The sequence below is a fragment of the Pseudoalteromonas sp. T1lg24 genome (assembly GCF_002964745.1).
Classification (GTDB): Bacteria; Pseudomonadota; Gammaproteobacteria; order Enterobacterales; family Alteromonadaceae; genus Pseudoalteromonas; species Pseudoalteromonas spongiae.
Window position 1 is genome coordinate 1 of sequence record NZ_PQCB01000003.1, and the last position, 19,190, is coordinate 19,190.

Below are 19,190 nucleotides of genomic sequence, written 5' to 3' on the forward strand. Positions count from 1 at the left end.
TCGATGATAGTGTGGGTTCGCCCATGTGAAAGTAGAACATCGCCAAGCTCCTAATTAAAGAAAGCCTCAACATTATGTTGAGGCTTTTTTACGTTTTGGGAACTAAAGGATTTTAGAATTAAGAACCCAGAGTTCAGAATATTGCTGAATCCTGAATCCTGAATCCTGAATCCTGAATCCTGAATCCTGAATCCTGAATCCTGAATCCTGAATCCTGAATCCTGAACCCTGAATCCTTGAGCCTAAGCTATCTCGGCTTCTTCTTGCGGTGAAAAAATCACTGTTGGGTCGATAATAATGCTGTGCTTATTATTCATATTTATCAGACCTTTCATCATATGACGAGTTTGTGGGTCGATATCAAAACCAATCGAAGTTAATTGTTCTAGTGGTTTAATATCGTCTTTATTAACCGTTAAAGAGTCTTCCACCTTATCTACCAACAAGCCTATATGAGGGGTTTTACCATCTTTGGTGGTAAAGATGATAATGGGTTTGTAATCGAGAGTGATCTGCTCTCTTGCTGTTTGGAATAACCTGACGAGCACGGTAAATATCTTGCGTTTCTTTTCATGGAAGAGTGTTAGAGCTCTTCCTGATGTGTCGTTAGCGTTTACACTTAATAATTCTTCCGCCATAGCATGCAGTTCTCGATGCGGCTTATCGAACTTGTCGAGTATCACGCGTAACTCTTCGTTGTCAGTTTTAAAGTTATTATACCAAGTGCCAAATGCGCATTTGTCTGGATCTTTGGCTTTTTCAAATGGTGCGCCATTGGTGAGGCTATTTTCTAACGCATCAAGCCAGTCTAGATGATCTTTTTCTCTGGCAATAAGTAAATCTGAAAGCGCTTGATTGGCAACTTGAGTCGACTCTTTATTAAGAACAATACCAAGATCAAAGATGGGTGTTGGAGTGCCTAAATAATCCTTTACGCCAATAAAGCTTTTATTATCGTTGGGTAATTCGGTTAGGTTATTTTCATATCGTTCTGTTAATAAAATATCGAGTATTTTTAAAGCGATCGTCTTAGAGCCAACTTTAAAATTAATAAAGTCCATATAAGATTCTTTCCTAACATTCTCATTTATTAAATAGAGCATAGTTGAGCTTATCAAAAATGCACGTATGATAAGTAGCTAACTCACCGAATATTATATTAAAAGATAGTTTAGCAATGAAAAATAAACGCCAGCTACTGATTACCAGCTTAGCACTGTTTTTAAGTGCAAATACATACGCAAACCAAAATGTAATCTCGCAAAGTGTCGAAGAGTTACGATTAACTAAACTCAACACCGTCGATGCAAGCTTGGTTAACCACAAAGCAATGTCACAATTTGCGAAACAATGGCAAGCCGTAAGTAATTACGCAGAAGCTAAACAGTTACTCTTGAAAGTAGGCACAAAGTTATGGTCTGAAGTTAAAGCACAGGTGCAATCTAACCAGCGATATGACGATAGACCGCTTTACTGGCAGCGCCTCGCGGTTAAATCACAACTAAAGAACAACCCGCTTAATTTTTCAAAAACCGAGCTAGTTAGCCTGCTAGAAGTGTTTGAAACAGTATCTCGTGGGTACTCTGATATTGATTACCGTGAAAGCGCAGATACGCAAATTTTTATTACCGGTTTTGACCCGTTCTTATTAGATAGAAATATTGCGCAAAGTAACCCTTCAGGACTTGCGGCATTAGCGTTAGACGGGAAGGTTATTGAGCTTAATGGTAAGCAAGCCGAAATTAATGCGGTTATTGTACCGGTGCGTTATGAAGATTTTGATCAAGGTGAAATAGAATCACTGTTAGCGCCTATTTACTTAGGTGGGCAAGTAGATTTAGTTTCTACTGTTTCAATGGGTAGAGAGCATTTCGATCTTGAGCGTTTTCCTGGTAAGCGTCGTAGTGTAACTGCGCCAGACAATTTAAATGTACTATCAGGTGGCACAAAAGAAGCGCCAATTATTTCAAAGTTAGCAGGCGAAACTCTTTCGGGAGACGAGTTTGTTGAATTTAGCTTGCCCGTTGCTGCGATGCAAAAGGTAAAAGGGCAATATCAAGTAAACGATAACTTAAAAGTAGTGACGTTAGAAAAAGGCGAGTTACAACCTAAATCGCTTTCTGAGTTAAATGGATTAACGGCGGTTTCTGGTGGCGGCGGTGGTTACCTTTCGAATGAGATCTCGTATCGCAGTATTCGTTTGCAAAATCAATTAGGTACGAAAGTACCAACTGGACATATACATACACCGCGTATTAAAACATTTGACGATGCAACCAATAAAGCGATTGTGAATCAAATTGAAGCCATGCTTAAGCAGGCGATACCTGTTATTTAGTAAACGTGAAATGGTTTAAAAAAACTGTGTTGTCTTTTACCCGCTCGGATAATTCAACATAGTTTTTTTTGCTTTTATCTAACTGCATTTTTATGACTTGCAGTTTTTGTAATAAGCATTCGTTTGATAGCGGCATACAGGCTTTTGCCGCGTTGTAAAATACAAATGCGTTTGCATATCCCTCTAGGTGCACACGCGTCGGTTTTGTTATATTTGCCTGCTTCATCGATTGAAGAAATCGCTTACACCAATTTTGCTTACAACCATCTACTTTTGGCATCACTTCCGTTACCAGTACTTTGCTTGGTTGTTTAATGCGTGCAAAAAGCTCGTTACTCGAGACAAATGAAACACTTGTAAAATAAGGTTTAAAGTTTTGCTGGTCGGCTAAGTTTATAAAGTGGGCTAAGGGTTTGTAAGTACCAACTAAGCAAATCGCTTGCGCGCCGCTTTGTTTTAATTTTTCTAACGCTCGCTCAATATCTTGGCTATTTCGCTTGAATCTGGCAATGGCTTTTGGCTTTAAGGAGTATGGCAACATTGCTTTGGTAAGTGCATTTTGCAGCGAAAGACCAAACTCGTCAGCTTGAATTAAAAATGCAATTTTTGTCAGCCCTTTTTGTTTTACTAAGTAATCAATTTGCACCTTAGCTTCGTCGTTATAGCTGGCGCGTAAATTAAAAATATGATCTTTGTGGCGTAACAAGTCTGCGCCAGTGAACGGGGTAATAAAAGGAATTTGGTGAGAATCGATAATGGGTTGAATAGCGCTAGATGTCGGGGTGCCGACATAGGAGAAGAGAACATCAACTTTAGCGTTATTTATTAGGTATCGAGTGTTATTTACCGTTAGGTGAGGTTCATACTGGTCATCTAGTGCGAGTAATTCTATTTTTCGACCATTTACTCCACCGTTAGCATTTACTTGCTTAAAGTAAGCGTCAGCTCCTTGTTTCAATTGCACGCCTAACTCTGCCGATGGACCGCTTAACGCTGCCGACATACCAAGTTTGATGGGTGGTTGCTGTGTTGCGAAGACAACTAGCGGCATACAGCAAATTACAATGATTAGTTTAGAGATTAGGATAGTGATTACACCATTCATAAGCGGCTTGCTTTAGCGCAAAATTAAGTTGTTTTTTCCCCGTTAATGCAAGAGCTTCGGTGACCTTAGTCTCAGGCATATTCTGTAATACTAGCTTAATTATTAACTTTCTAGAAATACTTTCTAGTTTATTTAGTAAACAAGGATTTACATAAACTTGTTGAGCTAAGACAAAGCGTGCTTGGTCAAAGCTGATTTGCCCTTCACTAAATCTTTTTACTAAGTTATTGCTGCTAGTGTGTTGCTGGTTTGATGAAATCAAGTTTGCGCTAATGCCTAATACTAACTCGCTTGGCAGGTGCGAAAACGAACGCGCTAACTCAAACAAAAATTGCTGCTTGAAATGAGATTTGAGCAATATCTGTTGGTCTAAATAAACATTTGAAGCCTTAATGACTAAGCAAGAATGTTCACCGCTTGCTTTATCTTGCTTGGCACCGAGTTTAATAATGTGGTAGTTCTGCTTAAACCAAAAGTTGCAAAGTTTGGCTTCTGCGCCAAAACTTGCCCCTATAAAGTCAACATTAGGCGATAGCGTTTTCTCAATTGTATTTAACAGTTGTGTGCCAATATTGTCACCTTGGCAATAAGGATTAACAGCAATACGCACAATGCGGGCATAACGAGCTGCAAGCAAGTGTTGTTCGCCGAGTAAACAAGCGGTAGATTGCGCCAACATATTGCCTTGAGGACGGCGTTCCCCAGCAATAATTTGTGATGCTAACGGATCGGTTAGTTCACCTTCTAGCGCAACCAATGCAGCTGCTAATAAAATGCCATTTTGTTCAGCAACAAACACCTTTAAGTTATTGCCATCGAGCATATGTCGTAAGTCATTTACGCTAGTCTGATAATGCGCCATCACTAAAATAGCGAATATCTGTTTAAGTAATGCGTTATCGTTTATGAGTTGTTGCTGTGAAATTGCGTAAAACGCAATATCGTCCTGGTGATTTATATTTAGCTGCTTGAAGTCAGCATCGAGTACTAATAGTTGGTTAATGGTGTTTTCGAGTGGGTCATTTTCAGTGTAACGCATCGGAGTAGATAGCTCTGTAATAAAACAGTTTGTGCGCGTAGCTTTTAGATGAGGAATAAAGCGTAAATTAAACCCTCTACCAGTGCCTTCATAGCCATGAAGTGTTGTTGCAAAACCAAGCTTTATTGGTAAATCGAGCGCTTTTTTTAATAGGCTTACAGGTAAGGTTGCCGCTTCATCAATTAATACCAAATCGTAGTTTGTTGCTTGGTTTAGCAATGCATCAGGTGCAATAAAATCAAGCTTTATGTCATCATTAGTTAGTTGCTCGAAATGTTTATATACAGTGACAACAGTCTGCTTATGATGGGCACAAATTGCCATGCGCTTACCTTGCGAAACATAATTTGCGGCAAGCATGCCGAGTGTTGCAGATTTTCCTCTGCCTCTATCGGCGGTTAGTAAAAACGTGGCGCGGCGTTTAGTGATAAATTTGCTTAAGTCAGCAACGAGATTTTGCTGCTCTTGATATTGAGTACTCTCGGTTGCAGTGTACATTGGGATTGTTGGCAGTGCATGGTGCTCTGAAACAATCAAAGTCTGCTCGTTGTTTTTTAGTTGCGAAATTAATCGAGTTTGAAAAAGTGAAATAGGGTTATGTGGTTTATTAGCACTTTGAAAACGAGCAAACGCGGGATCCGCTTGCTTAGCGTAACTTTCAAAATTTGGCATTAGCAGTACCAGTAGGCCGCCTGCTTTTACCGTACCAGCCACGGTTGCTAGCTTATCTGGCATCAGCCCTGAATTTACGTCAAACACCACTGTGCTGTATTCTTGCCCTAATAACTGATGATTATGCTCAGGCCAAAAATTTACTGAGGGGTGATTACTCAGGGTTAATAAATCGGGGTAAACCGTTTTTAAGGTATCAACTTGTTGCCAACACCAATGCTTACACCCTGACAAAACCAATAATTGACGATGCTTACTCGTTAGTAGCGACTGGTGTAATTGGTTAAGCCAGGTGTTAGTCAGCATAATTTACATCGCTTGTAATTTCGCATACATGGTCACTAGCCACTTGGTACCATGATCATCAAAGTTAACTTGAATACGCGCCTGTGGGCCAGTGCCTTCGTAGTTTAGCACTGTACCTTCACCAAACTTGCCGTGCATTACACGCTGGCCGAGTTTAAAGCCTGTATCGTTAAAGGTTTCTAAACTTATGGTGTTGCTAAAACGCCCTGTGGTTTTAGGCTTAGTGATTTGGGTTTTAATACGAATTTCATCTAGGCAATCTTCCGGTAATTCGCGAATAAAACGCGACGGGCTATGAAACTTTTCTTGCCCGTATAAACGGCGGCTTTCAGCGTGGCAAATATAAAGTTTTTGCATGGCACGTGTCATACCTACATAACACAGGCGACGTTCTTCTTCTAAACGGCCGGTTTCTTCTTGGCTTTGTTGAGATGGGAACATGCCTTCTTCAACACCTGCCATAAATACCAACGGGAACTCTAAGCCTTTGGCCGAGTGCAGTGTCATCATTTGCACTGCATCTTCATGTTCGTCTGCTTGCCCTTCACCTGATTCAAGCGCGGTGTACGCTAAAAAGCCATCAAGCGGTGAGCTAAACTCTTCTTCATCTGGCAGTTCGTATTGGCTAGTAGCGTTAATTAATTCTTCTAAGTTTTCTACGCGCGCTTGGCCTTTTTCGCCTTTTTCTGCCATATACATCGCCATTAGGCCTGATGTTTGAATAGCATATTTGGTTTGTTTATCTAATGATTTATCGAGAATGTTATCTTCAATCTGATCGATCAGTTCAATAAACGAATTAACCGCATTGGCAGCACGCCCCGCTAAATGTTTTTCTGCAAGTAAGGTTTTTGCTGCGTACCAAAGTGGCAGTGATTCGCTACGTGCGCAATCACGAATTAAGCTTAATGTACGATCGCCAATGCCGCGCGTTGGGGTATTAATAATTCGCTCAAATGCCGCGTCATCATTGCGGTTATTTACAATGCGTAAGTAGCATAATGCATCTTTGATTTCTTGACGTTCGAAGAAGCGCATACCGCCATAAATACGGTAAGGAATTCGTGGTGACTGAATATTTAATTCAGATTCCAGTACACGTGATTGGGCGTTATTGCGGTATAAAATGGCGCAATCTTGCAGTGCATTACCTTGTTCAAACCAGGCCTTAATTTTACTAACAATAAAACGGGCTTCGTCTAGTTCGTTATAAGCAGCGTACACGCCAATTTGTTCACCTTGATTACCGTCAGTCCACAGCTCTTTACCCATACGCTCGGAGTTATTGGCAATTAAATGGTTTGCCGCCTTTAGAATATTACCTGTTGAGCGATAATTTTGTTCTAAGCGAATAGTTTGTGCATCAAAGTCACTAATAAACTGTTTAATATTCTCGATACGTGCGCCACGCCAACCATAAATACTTTGGTCATCATCACCCACAATCATGATCTTGTTGCTTTTGCCAGCAATCAATTTTAACCACTGATATTGAATAGTGTTGGTATCTTGGAATTCGTCTACCAACATATGTGGAAAACGCTGTTGGTAGTGACGTAACAAGGTTGGTTGATCACGTAATAATTCAAAACAACGCAGCAAAATTTCGGCAAAATCAACTAAACCCGCGCGGTCACATGCCTCTTGATAAGCGGTGTAAATACGCAGCATCATTTGCTCGTTAGGGTCAAACGCTTGAATATGTTTAGGGCGTAAACCTTCGTCTTTTTTAGCGCCAATATACCAAGCCGCTTGTTTGGCAGGCCATTTCTTCTCGTCGATGTTCATTGCTTTCATCAAGCGACGGATCATCCTAACCTGATCGTCAGTATCGAGAATTTGAAATGATTCTGGCAAGTTTGCTTCTTTATGATGAGCGCGCAGAATACGATGGGATAGACCGTGGAAAGTGCCAATCCACATGCCGCCAACAGACGCTTTAAGCGTTGCTTCAACACGGCTGCGCATTTCTTTGGCTGCTTTGTTGGTAAAAGTTACCGCAAAAATACTGTATGGCGATGCATGCTCAACTTGCATTAACCAAGCAATTCGATGGACAAGTACGCGGGTTTTACCTGAACCTGCGCCTGCCAGCACCAGCATATTTTGTAGCGGGGAGGCAACGGCTTCGCGCTGATTGTCATTTAAACCATCTAATAATTCAGAAACGTCCATCGAAGTTAACTCTTTACCAAAATTGGCAAAAGTATAACAGGAGTTGATTTAATACCAAATAGAATACTGTTTTTATAAACAGGGGTTAGTTATCTATTGATTTTTTCGCTAGCCTTTACATTGTGAGTAGGTTGTTGAAGCTCTGAATTTTTTGTTTCTAAGTACGTTTTAACAAACGTAGCTCTTTCGCTTTCAGGTAACGTTGCAATGATATTCTCAATATGCGCTATTTTTTGTTTTTCTTGAAAGTGAGAGATAATTCTGTCACCGCTGATAAGGAAAAAGAGAATTAGCAGAGGGCCCATAACAGGAAATCCATTCCGTCCTTTTAGCTTTCCGTCTACATAAAGCTTCACCCCAGTTAACCAGTTATTGGTTACGCGAACGTGATGGTCGTTTAAGTCGAATTCCCATTCTTTATACATAATGTTAGTCCTTTTTATAATGTTGTTATTTTTTTAAGAAAAAGTCGTTTGTTAAGCTGGCAATCACTTTTTCAATATGTCGTATTTGCTGTTTTTCACGATAAATTGAAAGCGGCGTTTCACTGCCAAAGAGAGTAAAAAAATAGTAGGCTAAATCCCATTAAGTACATCAGCGTATCCGTTTGCAAAGCCTTTTATTTACTTATAAGGCGCTGCGCCCGCAACGGTACTCGCTCATGAGAGGAGTAGACGATAAACCTATCTGAAGCTTGGGAAAGTTGCACTGTGACTTCAAGACTAAGCAAAGACCATGAAGGAGTTACATCAATAATACCAATCTCGGAGAGGTTAGCCCTTAAAAGTACATCATCACGAAATGACAAATTGAGTTCACTAAAATCCCTTAAATCACCATCAACATACAGTTTCATGCCGTTATGCCAATGATAGATAATGTGGATTTGGTGATGCTTGAGATTAAATTTCCATTCTTTTGTAAACATAACTGCTCTCTTATTTATTGAGTGCAGAATATGTTCTGTAATGAGCTTATTAAAGTCATTAATGATGAGAGGTTATAATACGTGATGTAAGGAAATATCGTGTACGTGATATTTCCTTAAGTTATTAAACAAGCAGGGATTTGAGCGCAAAAATATCGCTTATTTCTATGTCAGCTAAACCTTTGTAGCGGTAGGGCACAAAGGTATTTTCTAGCCACACACTATAACAGCCAGCGTTGTTAGCGCCTTGCACATCTGAATCAAGGCTGTCACCCACATGTAAAATCTCGTTTTGACTTACACCTAATTGCTGGCAGGCCAAATCAAACATGTCACTTGCTGGTTTGGCGTTGCCATGGGGCCCTGCTTGTAATACTAGATCGAAGCTATCTTTTAAATTAAATTGGCTTACATCGACATTACCATTAGTAATAGCAATCACTTTGTATTTTTTACGAAGTGCTGCGAGTAAATCGATTACTTCAGGTGCGACCTCAATATCGCTGCGTGCTTTGGCAAATGCGTTATACGCTTGTGCTGCATGAAATGCTGCATTTCCTACTTTGAGAGTTTCTAACCCCCACAATAATGCCTTTTGACGCCATAGTGTGACGTCGTTGATGATCTCTGGGTTTTCAAGTGCATAACCGTTTCGGCAAGTGCGCCAAAAATCGCCGCTTTGCGCCGCCCACTCGGGAATTGCAGCAAGGTAATCTTGTTGTGCTTTAATGGCATTTATAATGATAGGGCGGTTGTCATAAAGGGTGTCGTCTAAATCAAAACTAATCACCTTTACGGCAGAAATCGCTCGGTTAAATCGTATCATATTACTTCTTTTTTGCCCTTGGGTGCGTATTGTCGTATACCTTTGCAAGGTGTTGAAAATCTAAATGGGTATACACTTGGGTGGTTGATAAATTACTATGGCCAAGTAACTCCTGCACTGCACGTAAATCGCCGCTCGATTCTAAAATATGTGAAGCAAAGCTATGGCGTAATTTGTGCGGATGCACATTGGCACTTAAGCCTTGTTCAATGCCCCATTTTTTCATGCGCGCACGAATTTGGCGAATCGACAAGCGGCGTTTTTGTTTACTAGTAAATAAAGCGAGCTCGTCAGGATTAGCGAACTCTGCACGCACTTTAAGCCACTCTTTTACTGCGCTAATGGCTTTTCGCCCAACGGGAATAACCCGCTCTTTACCACCTTTACCTAATACGGTTAGAAGGCCATTAAAGATCGCGCTCTTATCCGTTAAATTAAGGCTAGCCAGCTCAGATAAACGCAGCCCTGATGAATACATTAATTCCATCATGGCTTTGTCGCGAATTGCTAAGCTATCTTCAGGCACAATTTCAAGTAGCTGATTTACTTGGTCAACATCGAGGTTTTTGGGTAGCGGCTTGGTGAACTTCGGCCCTTTTACGAGCTCTACCGGGTTCGCTTTGGCAAGCCCTTTTCTAATTAAAAACTTATAAAAGCTACGCAAGCACGATAGATGCAAATTAATGGTTCTAGCTGATAATTCGCGGCTTTTTAACTTCGCGAGCAAGCCTTTTACATTCTCAACTTCAATTGCTTGCCAGTTAGCAACAAATTGCGAAAAATAGTGTGCTGATGTTTCTAAATGACGTAGGTATGCATCGATGGTGGCTGTAGAATAGTGTTTCTCATTGCGCGCAAAAGCGATGTATAAATCTATACTCTGCTGCCAGCTCGCGCTTAGCGGTTGTTGCTCATTCATAACTGAGACAGTTTGATATCTAAGGCTTGAATAAATTCTAAAACAAATACACTGTTTTGTTCTGGGTGATAGTGTGTTTCATCGCTGCTGGCGAAGGCTAATATGGCTGTTGGCGTACTTTTATCGCCAACCAAATACACAGCTACCGAGCCAACTGTTTTTTGAAATAGCAGCATTTGCTCATCTTGGCTCAAACGTCCTAAAAAGCTGGTTTGTACGCTAAAGCGCTGATCGAGTAGCGTTTGGTGCGTATCGGGATTAAAAGGTATTAATTGGCAATCAAGTAAATTAAATCCTTTGCACAAGGTTTGTGTTAATTTTTCTTGTAGAGCTTCTAGCGTATTGGTTTTAAGTAGCAGTCGATGACATTGATTGAACACTTTAAAAATGTGTTCGTTATTGGTTGCGTTATCGATTAAATGAGAGAGTTTATCGGTTAATTCTCGATTTTTATTTTGCAATAAACTTTGTTGACGCTTTACAAGGCTGGTGGTGCCGTTTGGTTCGTCGTAAATGGATAAACGCGCAAGTAGTTCGGGGTGCTTTTGTAAAAAGTCACGGTTTTGTTCTAAATAATCGACAACTTGGCGTTCATCTAATTCATTCATATCGCGATTTGACCATCAAACACATGTTCTGCAGGGCCGGTCATTTTTACTGGGTGACCGTCGCCTTGCCAATTTATTGTTAATTCGCCACCAGGTAATTCAACCTTAACTTGATTGGCGAGTTTCTTTTGTAAAATACCAACCACAACAGCAGCACAAGCACCGCTACCACAGGCAAGTGTTTCACCTGCGCCACGTTCCCATACGCGCAGTTTGATATGCTCTGGCGAGATTATTTGCATAAAACCAATGTTGGCCTTTTTAGGAAAACGCTCATGACTTTCAAGTAACGGGCCTAACTTGGTAATTTGATCTGAGTTGATATCGTCTACTTCAAGTACGCAGTGCGGGTTGCCCATAGAGACGACGCCACAAAATATTGTATGTTCGCCTTCGCGGATAATATACGTTGTTTCGCGCTTGGTCGCTTTAAACGGCACTTTTGCTGGGTCGAATTTAGGGTGGCCCATATTTACGCGCACTTTGCCGTCTTTCTCATTGTGTAGGGTAATATTGCCAGACTTTGTCGAGACCTGAATGCGATGGCGGTTGGTTAACCCTTTCATACGCACAAAGCGAGCAAAACAGCGCGCGCCATTCCCGCATTGTTCAACTTCATAGCCATCCGCATTAAAAATTCGGTAATGAAAATCCAAATCAGGATCGTACGGCGCTTCAACCATTAGTAATTGGTCAAAGCCAATACCGAAGTTGCGATCCGCTAACTTACGAATTTGGTCTTTTGAAATAAAAACATTTTGCGTGACGTTATCAATAACCATAAAGTCATTGCCTAAGCCATGCATTTTAGAAAAATTTACTAGCATATATATAAACTATGATTGTGCTTAAGGCAGTGTACACTCGTTTCGGTATAGGTCGTCAATAGTTTCGCGTTGGCGAATTACATGAACTTGGTCGTTATCTACCATTATTTCAGCTACGCGCGGACGCGAATTATAGTTTGAGCTCATGGTAAAACCGTACGCTCCGGCACTGCGCACGGCAATTAAATCGCCCGCTTCAATGCACAAATCGCGGTTTTTACCTAAAAAGTCACCAGTCTCACATACCGGGCCAACAATATCGTAATTTTCGGTTTTACCTTGTCGTGGCTTTACTGCAATAATATTTTGCCAAGCCTGATAAAGTGATGGGCGCAGTAAATCATTCATGCCTGCATCAACAATTGCAAAGTGTTTACCTTGGTTTTGTTTTAGATATTCAACATTGGTGACTAAAATGCCAGCGTTGGCAGCGATAGCGCGGCCAGGTTCAAAAATTAGCTCAACATCGGGTAATTCTGCTAAGCATTCGGTGATTTTACTAACGTACTGACTTGGGTGTGGAGGTGCTTCTTGGGCATACGGCACTCCTAAACCACCGCCAACGTCAACATGGCTTAGTTTGATGTTATGAGATGCAAGTTCTTTAACGAGCGCGATTACTTTTTTAAGCGCCGCTATAAAAGGTTCTACTTCGGTAAGCTGTGAACCAATATGAAAATCAATACCCTTGATATCTAAGTTAGGTAAGCTCGCCGCTTTCTTATATACATCAACCGCAATTTTAATATCTATGCCGAATTTATTTTCTTTCAAACCGGTAGAAATGTAGGGGTGCGTTTTGGCATCGATATCTGGGTTTACGCGAATAGATATAGGCGCATTTACGTTTAACTTAGCTGCAACTTGCGAGATGCGCTCAAGCTCAGCTTCTGATTCAACATTAAAGCACTTGATTTTGTGCTCTAGCGCAAAGGCAATTTCGTCATGTGTTTTAGCAACACCTGAAAATACCACTTTATTGGTATCGCCACCGGCTGCAATTACTCGTGCTAGTTCACCTTTAGAAACAATATCAAAACCAGAACCAAGACGCGCCAATACGTTTAAAATAGCGAGATTTGAATTAGCTGTTACGGCGTAACATACAAGGTGATTATGGTGACTTGCCGCGTCGCAAAATGCCTTGTAGTGGCGCTCTAATGTAGCACGCGAGTATACATAACAAGGCGTACCATATTGTTTGGTAATATCTTCAACCTTTACGTGTTCTGCAAACAGTTCGTTATCGTTATAGTTAAAATAGTCCATTACTGCTGCTCCTTTTGCTCTTTATCAGCGTCGGTTTGCTGCTTTGGTTGATTTGATTCCACTTGATCTTGCTCGGCAAGATATAAAGGACCTTTTTGACCGCAACCAGCTAAAATGAGCAATGACACACTCATAAATACTGAAACTAATTTCTTACATTTAACCATATCGTCTGTTTATAAAACTTATTACTGACAAGTGAATGCCACGGTTGGTATTATTGAATAGAGATTATCAGAAAAAAGCGCAAAAACGCAGGATATTGACGTTTTTTCTTATGCTTTATTGGCATCAAAAAATCAATTTGGAAATTTAGCTATGACAGACCAAGAATACCATCAGTTAATCGATGATTTGTTTATTAACTTAGAAGAGCAAGTTGATGCCTGCGAGGTCGACTTAGACTATGAATCTGCCTCGGGAATTTTAGAAATTATTTTTCCTGATAACAGTAAGATCATCCTTAATAAACAAGCGCCTTTACAGCAGTTGTGGGTAGCAACTAAGTTTAATGGTCATCATTTTGAACGCCATGGCGATAAATGGATTGATAACCGTAGCGGCTCAGAGTTCTGGCAATTTATGAATGATGCTGCGAGCAAACAAGCGGGTACAAGCATTGTATGGGAAGCTGAATAAATGAGTTTAGACGCAGTTATTATTGAGCCGCAATCAAGTCACAAAGCAACGGTAATTTGGTTGCATGGTTTAGGTGACTCAGGTGATGGTTTTGCACCTATCGTACCGGAAATTAATTTACCTGCAGAACTGGGTGTAAAATTTATTTTCCCACACGCACCAATCCAACCGGTCACCATAAATGGTGGCATGGCGATGCGTTCATGGTATGACATTAAATCTCTTGATCTAGATAAACGCGCCGATGAACAAGGTGTGCAACAATCTGCTGCGGCAGTACAACAATTAATTGATGCTGAAATCGACAATGGTATTGCGCCTAGCAATATTATTTTGGCGGGTTTTTCGCAAGGTGGCGTTGTGTCATTGTATTTAGCACCGCGCTTACCATATCAGTTGGCGGGTGTTATGGCGCTTTCTACCTATATGTGTGAGCCTGCTAAACTTAAACTCGAAAAGCAGCAAGCAAGCTTAAATGTATTTATGGCGCACGGCAGTTTTGACGACGTGGTACCAACAGGCGCAGGAAAAGCAGCATATAAAACATTACTTGAATTGGGTTATGAAGTTAGTTGGCAGGAATACCCAATGGCACACCAAGTGTGTTTAGAGGAAATTAAGGCGATCCGTGCTTGGTTGGTTTCGCGCTTAAACTAGGAAGGAATAGTGGCACAAAAGATAAAAATTACGGCGACATTGGCAATTAAGCAAAACCAATCCGCGCAAAATGCAAAACCGAGCGAAGTTGAGTACCAATGGCGCTGGGCGCGTGTTTTTGCGGCACTGTTGCTGGTGGTAGTCGTATTAGTTTTGGCAACTATGTACTTATTTCCAAATACGAAAAATCCAAAAGAAACGAGTCAATCATTAACAAAAGCCAGTGTGCAACAAGGTAGCTCAACCGTTGTGAAAACGATAACATCGGCTGTAAATAATGCTAAAAATACTGATAATGAAACCGAAAAGGTTGGTTTAAGCCAATCTTCGCCAGCTGAATTACCAATTGAGAAAGTTTCTGTCACTCAACCTGCGATTGAACAGCGAGTCGAGCTAGAGCCTAGTCATCCTACGGATGTTGATAACAGTGAAGCGGTTGTTAGTGAAAGCGTGACGAATAATAGTCTGTCAAAAACAGCCGAAAATAGCGGTGAGTCATTAGAGCAGGCTGTGAGCATCGATATTGAACAGCAAGCAAGCGAAAACAGTAATGGCGACTTAGCAGACATTGCACTTGGCGCAAAAATGAATACCCAAAGTGTAACGCGCGCATTGTTATCGCGTGACATTAAAGCGCGAGAGCCAGTTGATATTATTGGTGAACGAATCGCAAGGGCGAGCTTTACCAAAAAATTGTACTTCTTTACTGAAGTAAACGGCTTAAAAGGTAAAGTGGTGCGCCACAAATGGTATTTTCAAGATCAACTGCAAGCGGATGTTGAGCTTTCAATATTTGCAGAGCGATACCGTACCTATTCATCAAAAAATATAGCGGCACTGCAATTAGGCGAGTGGCGTGTAGAATTAATCGCCGATGGAAAAACGTTGGCGAGCAAGCAATTTAAAGTAACTGACCAGTAGCGAGTCAGTGTAGGAAAATTATGTCTCAAGATAATCCAATTATTCGTATTGCAACGCGCAAAAGCGCATTGGCTCTTTGGCAAGCAGAGTTTGTAAAAGCTGAACTGGAAAAGCACCATGCTAATGTAACGGTTGAGCTTGTGCCTATGTCGACTCAAGGCGATAAAATTTTAGACACACCACTGGCGAAAATTGGTGGTAAAGGCCTATTTGTTAAAGAGCTTGAAGTCGCTATGATGGAAGGTCGCGCAGATATTGCCGTTCACTCGATGAAAGACGTTCCGGTTGAATTCCCTGATGGACTAGAACTGCACACAATTTGTGAACGTGAAGATCCGCGGGATGCATTTGTATCAAACAACTTTAAGTCGCTAGCTGATTTGCCTCAAGGTGCAATTGTTGGTACATCGAGCCTACGTCGTCAGTGTCAGTTAAAAGCTGCGCGTCCTGACCTCGAAATTAGAGATTTACGCGGTAACGTAAATACGCGTTTAGCAAAACTAGATGCCGGTGAATACGACGCAATTATTCTAGCCGCTGCAGGTCTTATTCGTTTAGAAATGCCAGAACGCATTGCAGACTTTATTGCTGCTGAAGACTCATTACCTGCAAATGGTCAAGGTGCGGTAGGCATTGAGTGTCGTAGCGATGACGAAACAACTAAAGCGTTGCTTGCGCCACTTGAGCACACAGAAACGCGCTATCGTGTACTAGCAGAGCGCGCAATGAATCGTAAGTTACAAGGTGGTTGCCAAGTTCCGATTGGTGCATTTGCAACTGTTGAAGGTGAAACTCTGACACTGCGCGGTTTAGTAGGTGCGTTAGATGGCTCGGTAATTTTGCAGCATACACTGGCAGGTAATGTGGCACATGCAGAACAAATCGGCGAGCAAGTAGCTGATAACTTATTATCGCAAGGTGCTGATAAAATTCTTGCTGAAGTTTACGGTAACTAACAAGGAGTGCATGTGACACATATCTTACTCACACGGCCAGAGGAAAAGAGCCAACAATTAGCTGAGCGCCTATCAAATATGGCGATTAAAAGCACCATTCAACCATTACTGGCGCTTGAAGCAATTGCAGTGAGTGAACAGCAACTTGCTATGCTTGAAAGCGCCGATATTGTGCTTTTTGTGTCACAAGATGCCGCACGTTTTTTACATGCGTTAAAACCTGAACTAGCAAAACACAGCCACTGTTTAGCTGTTGGTAAAAGTACCGCTGAGACGGTAACCGAACTGTTTAACAAACCGTGTGCTAGCCCGCTGGTTGAAACCAGCGAAGGTTTGCTTGCCATGCCAGAGCTTAACAACGTGGCAAGTAAACAAATTGTATTGGTAAAAGGCAAAGGTGGGCGCAATAAGCTAGCGCAAGAATTAAAAGCGCGCGAAGCGATTTTTCAGCCGCTAGCTGTTTACCAGCGTTTGGCGAATGCTAATTTAAATGACGCAATGGCAGCTCAGTGGCAAGCGAACGGTATAAATGCCGTTGTCTTAACGAGCAATGCAAGTATAGATAGCTTTTTGGCAATAGCGACAAACAAAACCTGGTTATCGCAGCTAACCGTTTACTTGGTAAGTGAGCGCTGCGTTAACTACTTGCAAGAAAAAGCCAATGTAAAACACATTATTAATTGCCAAGGTGCTGATAATGATAGCATTATCAATGCCATTGCAGGTCAACATAAACATCAACAGAGTCACGCTATGGAACAAGAAAAAGACATAACGGCAAAGAGTACGATTAGCGAAAAGCCAACAAGTAAGGCGCAAACTATGAGCAATAGCGCTTCAAAACCAGCCGTGGCAAAGCAATCAGGTTCAGGCAAGGCAATTGCTGTTGTTGCGTTGTTGGTATCACTTACTGCGGTTGGTGGATTAGGGTACGGCTATACCTTATTTCAACAACAGAAAAATTTTCTCGTTAAGTTAAATAACGAAAACAACACGCTCGCTGAACAGATTGCCCAAGTTAATACACAGGCGCTGGCATTAAAAAATCAAAATCAACAATTGCAAAGTGCGTTATCGGCTCAGGTATCTGAGGCAGAGCTTGCGCTTAATGAAAAAATTGCCCAGCAGTTACATGCTGCTAACCAACAAACACCAGAGCTAAATCGTGAAGAAGTGAAAAGCCTTTACCGCATGGCCGAATTTAAGGCGCTGGTGCAAAATGATTACTTAGGCGCCGCGGCAATGCTGGCACGTTTAGATGTACTGCTTGAAAACTTCCCGGGTACTCAGCAAGCTAGAGCGGCATTACATCAAGATATTCAAGCTTTACAAGCGGTACAAACGGCTGATGTTGAAGGTTTATATTTAAAATTGTCTGGGTTAATCGCCAATCTTGATGAGCTACCGCTTAATATGGTGGTGCTACCGGAAGAAGCCGATAAAGTTGATCCGCAGGCGCTTTCAAATAATGTGGATGATTGGCAGTCAAACTTAAAACGCAGTTGGGACTTGCTGGTGGATGACTTTATTAAAGTACGCAAACGCACAGCGCCGATAGAGCCGTTATTAAGCCAAGAAGAGCAAGCATTAATCAGACATCAATTACGTTTTTATATGGCACAAGCACAAACTGCGCTTACAAAGCAGCAGCCAGCTATTTTCTCTACAGCACTGCAACAAGCACAAAACGTAGTTAACAATTATTATGATGTGCAAGCTGCGAATGTAAAATACCTTAATAATCAATTGAGTGAATTACATGCTAGGCCTCTTGTGTTCACACCAGAGATTACCTTTAATTCTGCAGCTGCAATTAAGGAGCTACTATGAGCAAGGCAATTATCACGGTTGTTATTGCATTAGTTGTACTTGCGCTCGCGCCAGTGGCTATAGGTGAAAAAGGTTATGTGCTAATTGCTTTTAACGACTACACCATTGAAGGCACGATCACCGCATTTGTAATTGCAATTATTTTGCTGGCGGCGTTTAGTTTTGTGCTTTATAAAGTGTTGCGTTATGTTTTATCACTGTATGGTATTACTCGTTTTAAATGGGCATCGCGCGCCGATAAACGCAAGTTAAGTAATTTAAAAACGGGCGTTTGGCAGTTTATAAATCGTGATTTTACTGGCGCACAGCAAAGTCTTGCAAAAGCCCATGTACCAGCAGGTTGGGAAAGCATTGCACAAGCCATTTCAGCACGAGCCGCGTTAGAAAGTGGTAATAAAGCCGATGCGCGACTACATCTTGAAAAAGTTGCGCAACAAGACGCATCAAATATTGCGCAAATGCTGGTGGAAAGTGAGCAAGCTGAGCTTGCCAAAGAAAGCATGGAGCAAATAACTAAGAACAAAAAAGCGACTAATTTAGAACTGGCTAATTTTGCCGAGTACTTAGTAGCCCAACAAGATTGGTCAACGCTTAATGATCAGCTAAGTCGTTTTGAGAAAAAACATGCGCTTAGTGATGAGCAGTGGCAACAGTTATTTGAACGTTATTTTGCAGCGTTAGACTTAAATGCATTAAACAGTGCTTACGGTAATTTACCGAAGAAACTCAAAGAAAAAGCAGAGTTTCATTACCTTACTAATCTTGCCTCATTTTCCCCAGAGCAAACCGATAAGTGTTTATTAAAACTAGCGAAGGGTGATAAATACCGCGAGGTGTGGCAAATCCTCAGTAAGTGCAACAATACTAAATTATTTGACACACAAAAGTTTATCCAAAGCCGATTAAAGAAAATACCGGAAGATGAAACGCTGTTGCTAACGCTGGCTTACATCGCTAAAGCGCAAGGTGATTTTGAGCTTGCCTGCAAGGTATTTAATAAAGTGTTGAGCAGAGAAAACGCAAACAAGCATTGGCGTGTTGCGGCAGAGTGTTTTAATCAAACAGGGCAACTTGATAAAGCAATTTCGCTCTATCAAACCTATGCTTAGTATTTTCGAAAATATTTATTCTTTATTTAAAAGCGCCGATTGGCGCTTTTTTTATATTTGTATTTT

Annotated in this window: 19 protein-coding genes; 7 read left to right on the plus strand and 12 right to left on the minus strand. The window is 41.2% G+C overall.

Annotated elements, in window-relative coordinates:
* Nucleotides 1-242 precede the first annotated feature (242 nt).
* Nucleotides 243-1,061, minus strand: a complete 819-nt coding sequence (locus C2M30_RS01170; protein ID WP_100912367.1) for a CZB domain-containing protein — start codon at nt 1,059-1,061, stop codon at nt 243-245.
* Nucleotides 1,062-1,177: 116 nt separating this feature from the next.
* Here C2M30_RS01170 and C2M30_RS01175 point away from each other — a divergent pair, with 116 nt between their 5' ends.
* The gene (locus tag C2M30_RS01175) at nt 1,178-2,338 is read left to right on the plus strand and encodes a hypothetical protein (protein ID WP_105170382.1); all 1,161 of its coding nucleotides are present in this window, start codon (nt 1,178-1,180) and stop codon (nt 2,336-2,338) included.
* Here the strand turns inward: C2M30_RS01175 and C2M30_RS01180 are convergent.
* The 11 genes from C2M30_RS01180 to lptM all read right to left on the minus strand — a co-directional run bounded on the left by C2M30_RS01180 (nt 2,331) and on the right by lptM (nt 13,179).
* Nucleotides 2,331-3,443 carry an ABC transporter substrate-binding protein gene (locus tag C2M30_RS01180; protein WP_105170383.1) on the minus strand — a complete coding sequence of 371 codons (1,113 nt, stop codon included), beginning with the start codon at nt 3,441-3,443 and terminating at the stop codon, nt 2,331-2,333. The two genes, C2M30_RS01175 and C2M30_RS01180, sit on opposite strands and share 8 nt — an antisense overlap.
* Nucleotides 3,412-5,460 (minus strand): GNAT family N-acetyltransferase, encoded by a 2,049-nt coding sequence (locus tag C2M30_RS01185; protein ID WP_105170384.1) that lies wholly within the window; start codon nt 5,458-5,460, stop codon nt 3,412-3,414. Before C2M30_RS01185 ends, C2M30_RS01180 begins: the two co-directional genes overlap by 32 nt.
* Nucleotides 5,461-5,463: 3 nt before the next feature.
* Nucleotides 5,464-7,635 (minus strand): DNA helicase II, encoded by a 2,172-nt coding sequence (uvrD, locus tag C2M30_RS01190; RefSeq protein WP_105170385.1) that lies wholly within the window; start codon nt 7,633-7,635, stop codon nt 5,464-5,466.
* An 89-nt stretch (nt 7,636-7,724) separates the two neighbouring features.
* Nucleotides 7,725-8,060, minus strand: a complete 336-nt coding sequence (locus tag C2M30_RS01195; protein ID WP_105170386.1) for a hypothetical protein — start codon at nt 8,058-8,060, stop codon at nt 7,725-7,727.
* Nucleotides 8,061-8,254: 194 nt separating this feature from the next.
* The gene (locus C2M30_RS01200) at nt 8,255-8,563 is read right to left on the minus strand and encodes a hypothetical protein (protein ID WP_105170387.1); all 309 of its coding nucleotides are present in this window, start codon (nt 8,561-8,563) and stop codon (nt 8,255-8,257) included.
* Between the two features lie 124 nt (nt 8,564-8,687).
* Entirely contained in the window at nt 8,688-9,389 is a 702-nt protein-coding gene (locus C2M30_RS01205; protein WP_105170388.1) for an HAD-IA family hydrolase, read from the minus strand.
* 1 nt (nt 9,390) lies between these two features.
* Entirely contained in the window at nt 9,391-10,308 is a 918-nt protein-coding gene (gene xerC, locus C2M30_RS01210) for a tyrosine recombinase XerC (RefSeq protein WP_105170389.1), read from the minus strand.
* Nucleotides 10,305-10,916: a DUF484 family protein gene (locus tag C2M30_RS01215; protein WP_105170390.1), complete on the minus strand. Its 612-nt coding sequence runs from the start codon at nt 10,914-10,916 to the stop codon at nt 10,305-10,307. The genes xerC and C2M30_RS01215 overlap by 4 nt, the downstream gene beginning before the upstream one ends.
* The gene (dapF, locus tag C2M30_RS01220; RefSeq protein WP_010562328.1) at nt 10,913-11,743 is read right to left on the minus strand and encodes a diaminopimelate epimerase; all 831 of its coding nucleotides are present in this window, start codon (nt 11,741-11,743) and stop codon (nt 10,913-10,915) included. The genes C2M30_RS01215 and dapF overlap by 4 nt, the downstream gene beginning before the upstream one ends.
* Before the next feature lie 21 nt (nt 11,744-11,764).
* Nucleotides 11,765-13,012, minus strand: coding sequence for a diaminopimelate decarboxylase (gene lysA, locus C2M30_RS01225; protein WP_105170391.1), 1,248 nt, complete (start codon nt 13,010-13,012; stop codon nt 11,765-11,767).
* Complete coding sequence (gene lptM, locus C2M30_RS01230; RefSeq protein ID WP_082428650.1) at nt 13,012-13,179, minus strand: LPS translocon maturation chaperone LptM; 168 nt, start codon at nt 13,177-13,179, stop codon at nt 13,012-13,014. Before lptM ends, lysA begins: the two co-directional genes overlap by 1 nt.
* Before the next feature lie 151 nt (nt 13,180-13,330).
* Here lptM and cyaY point away from each other — a divergent pair, with 151 nt between their 5' ends.
* From cyaY to C2M30_RS01260, 6 genes are read left to right on the plus strand one after another with little or no spacing between them, the layout of a single operon-like run.
* Nucleotides 13,331-13,651, plus strand: coding sequence for an iron donor protein CyaY (gene cyaY / locus C2M30_RS01235; RefSeq protein WP_010562325.1), 321 nt, complete (start codon nt 13,331-13,333; stop codon nt 13,649-13,651).
* Nucleotides 13,652-14,308, plus strand: coding sequence for an alpha/beta hydrolase (locus C2M30_RS01240; RefSeq protein WP_105170392.1), 657 nt, complete (start codon nt 13,652-13,654; stop codon nt 14,306-14,308). It begins immediately after the preceding gene.
* A 9-nt stretch (nt 14,309-14,317) separates the two neighbouring features.
* Nucleotides 14,318-15,229, plus strand: a complete 912-nt coding sequence (locus C2M30_RS01245) for a DUF2914 domain-containing protein (RefSeq protein WP_105170393.1) — start codon at nt 14,318-14,320, stop codon at nt 15,227-15,229.
* Nucleotides 15,230-15,249: 20 nt separating this feature from the next.
* Nucleotides 15,250-16,185 carry a hydroxymethylbilane synthase gene (gene hemC, locus C2M30_RS01250; RefSeq protein ID WP_105170394.1) on the plus strand — a complete coding sequence of 312 codons (936 nt, stop codon included), beginning with the start codon at nt 15,250-15,252 and terminating at the stop codon, nt 16,183-16,185.
* A gap of 12 nt (nt 16,186-16,197) precedes the next feature.
* Complete coding sequence (locus tag C2M30_RS01255) at nt 16,198-18,015, plus strand: uroporphyrinogen-III C-methyltransferase (RefSeq protein WP_158683291.1); 1,818 nt, start codon at nt 16,198-16,200, stop codon at nt 18,013-18,015.
* Complete coding sequence (locus C2M30_RS01260; protein ID WP_105170396.1) at nt 18,012-19,124, plus strand: heme biosynthesis HemY N-terminal domain-containing protein; 1,113 nt, start codon at nt 18,012-18,014, stop codon at nt 19,122-19,124. Before C2M30_RS01255 ends, C2M30_RS01260 begins: the two co-directional genes overlap by 4 nt.
* The last annotated feature ends 66 nt before the right edge of the window (nt 19,125-19,190 follow it).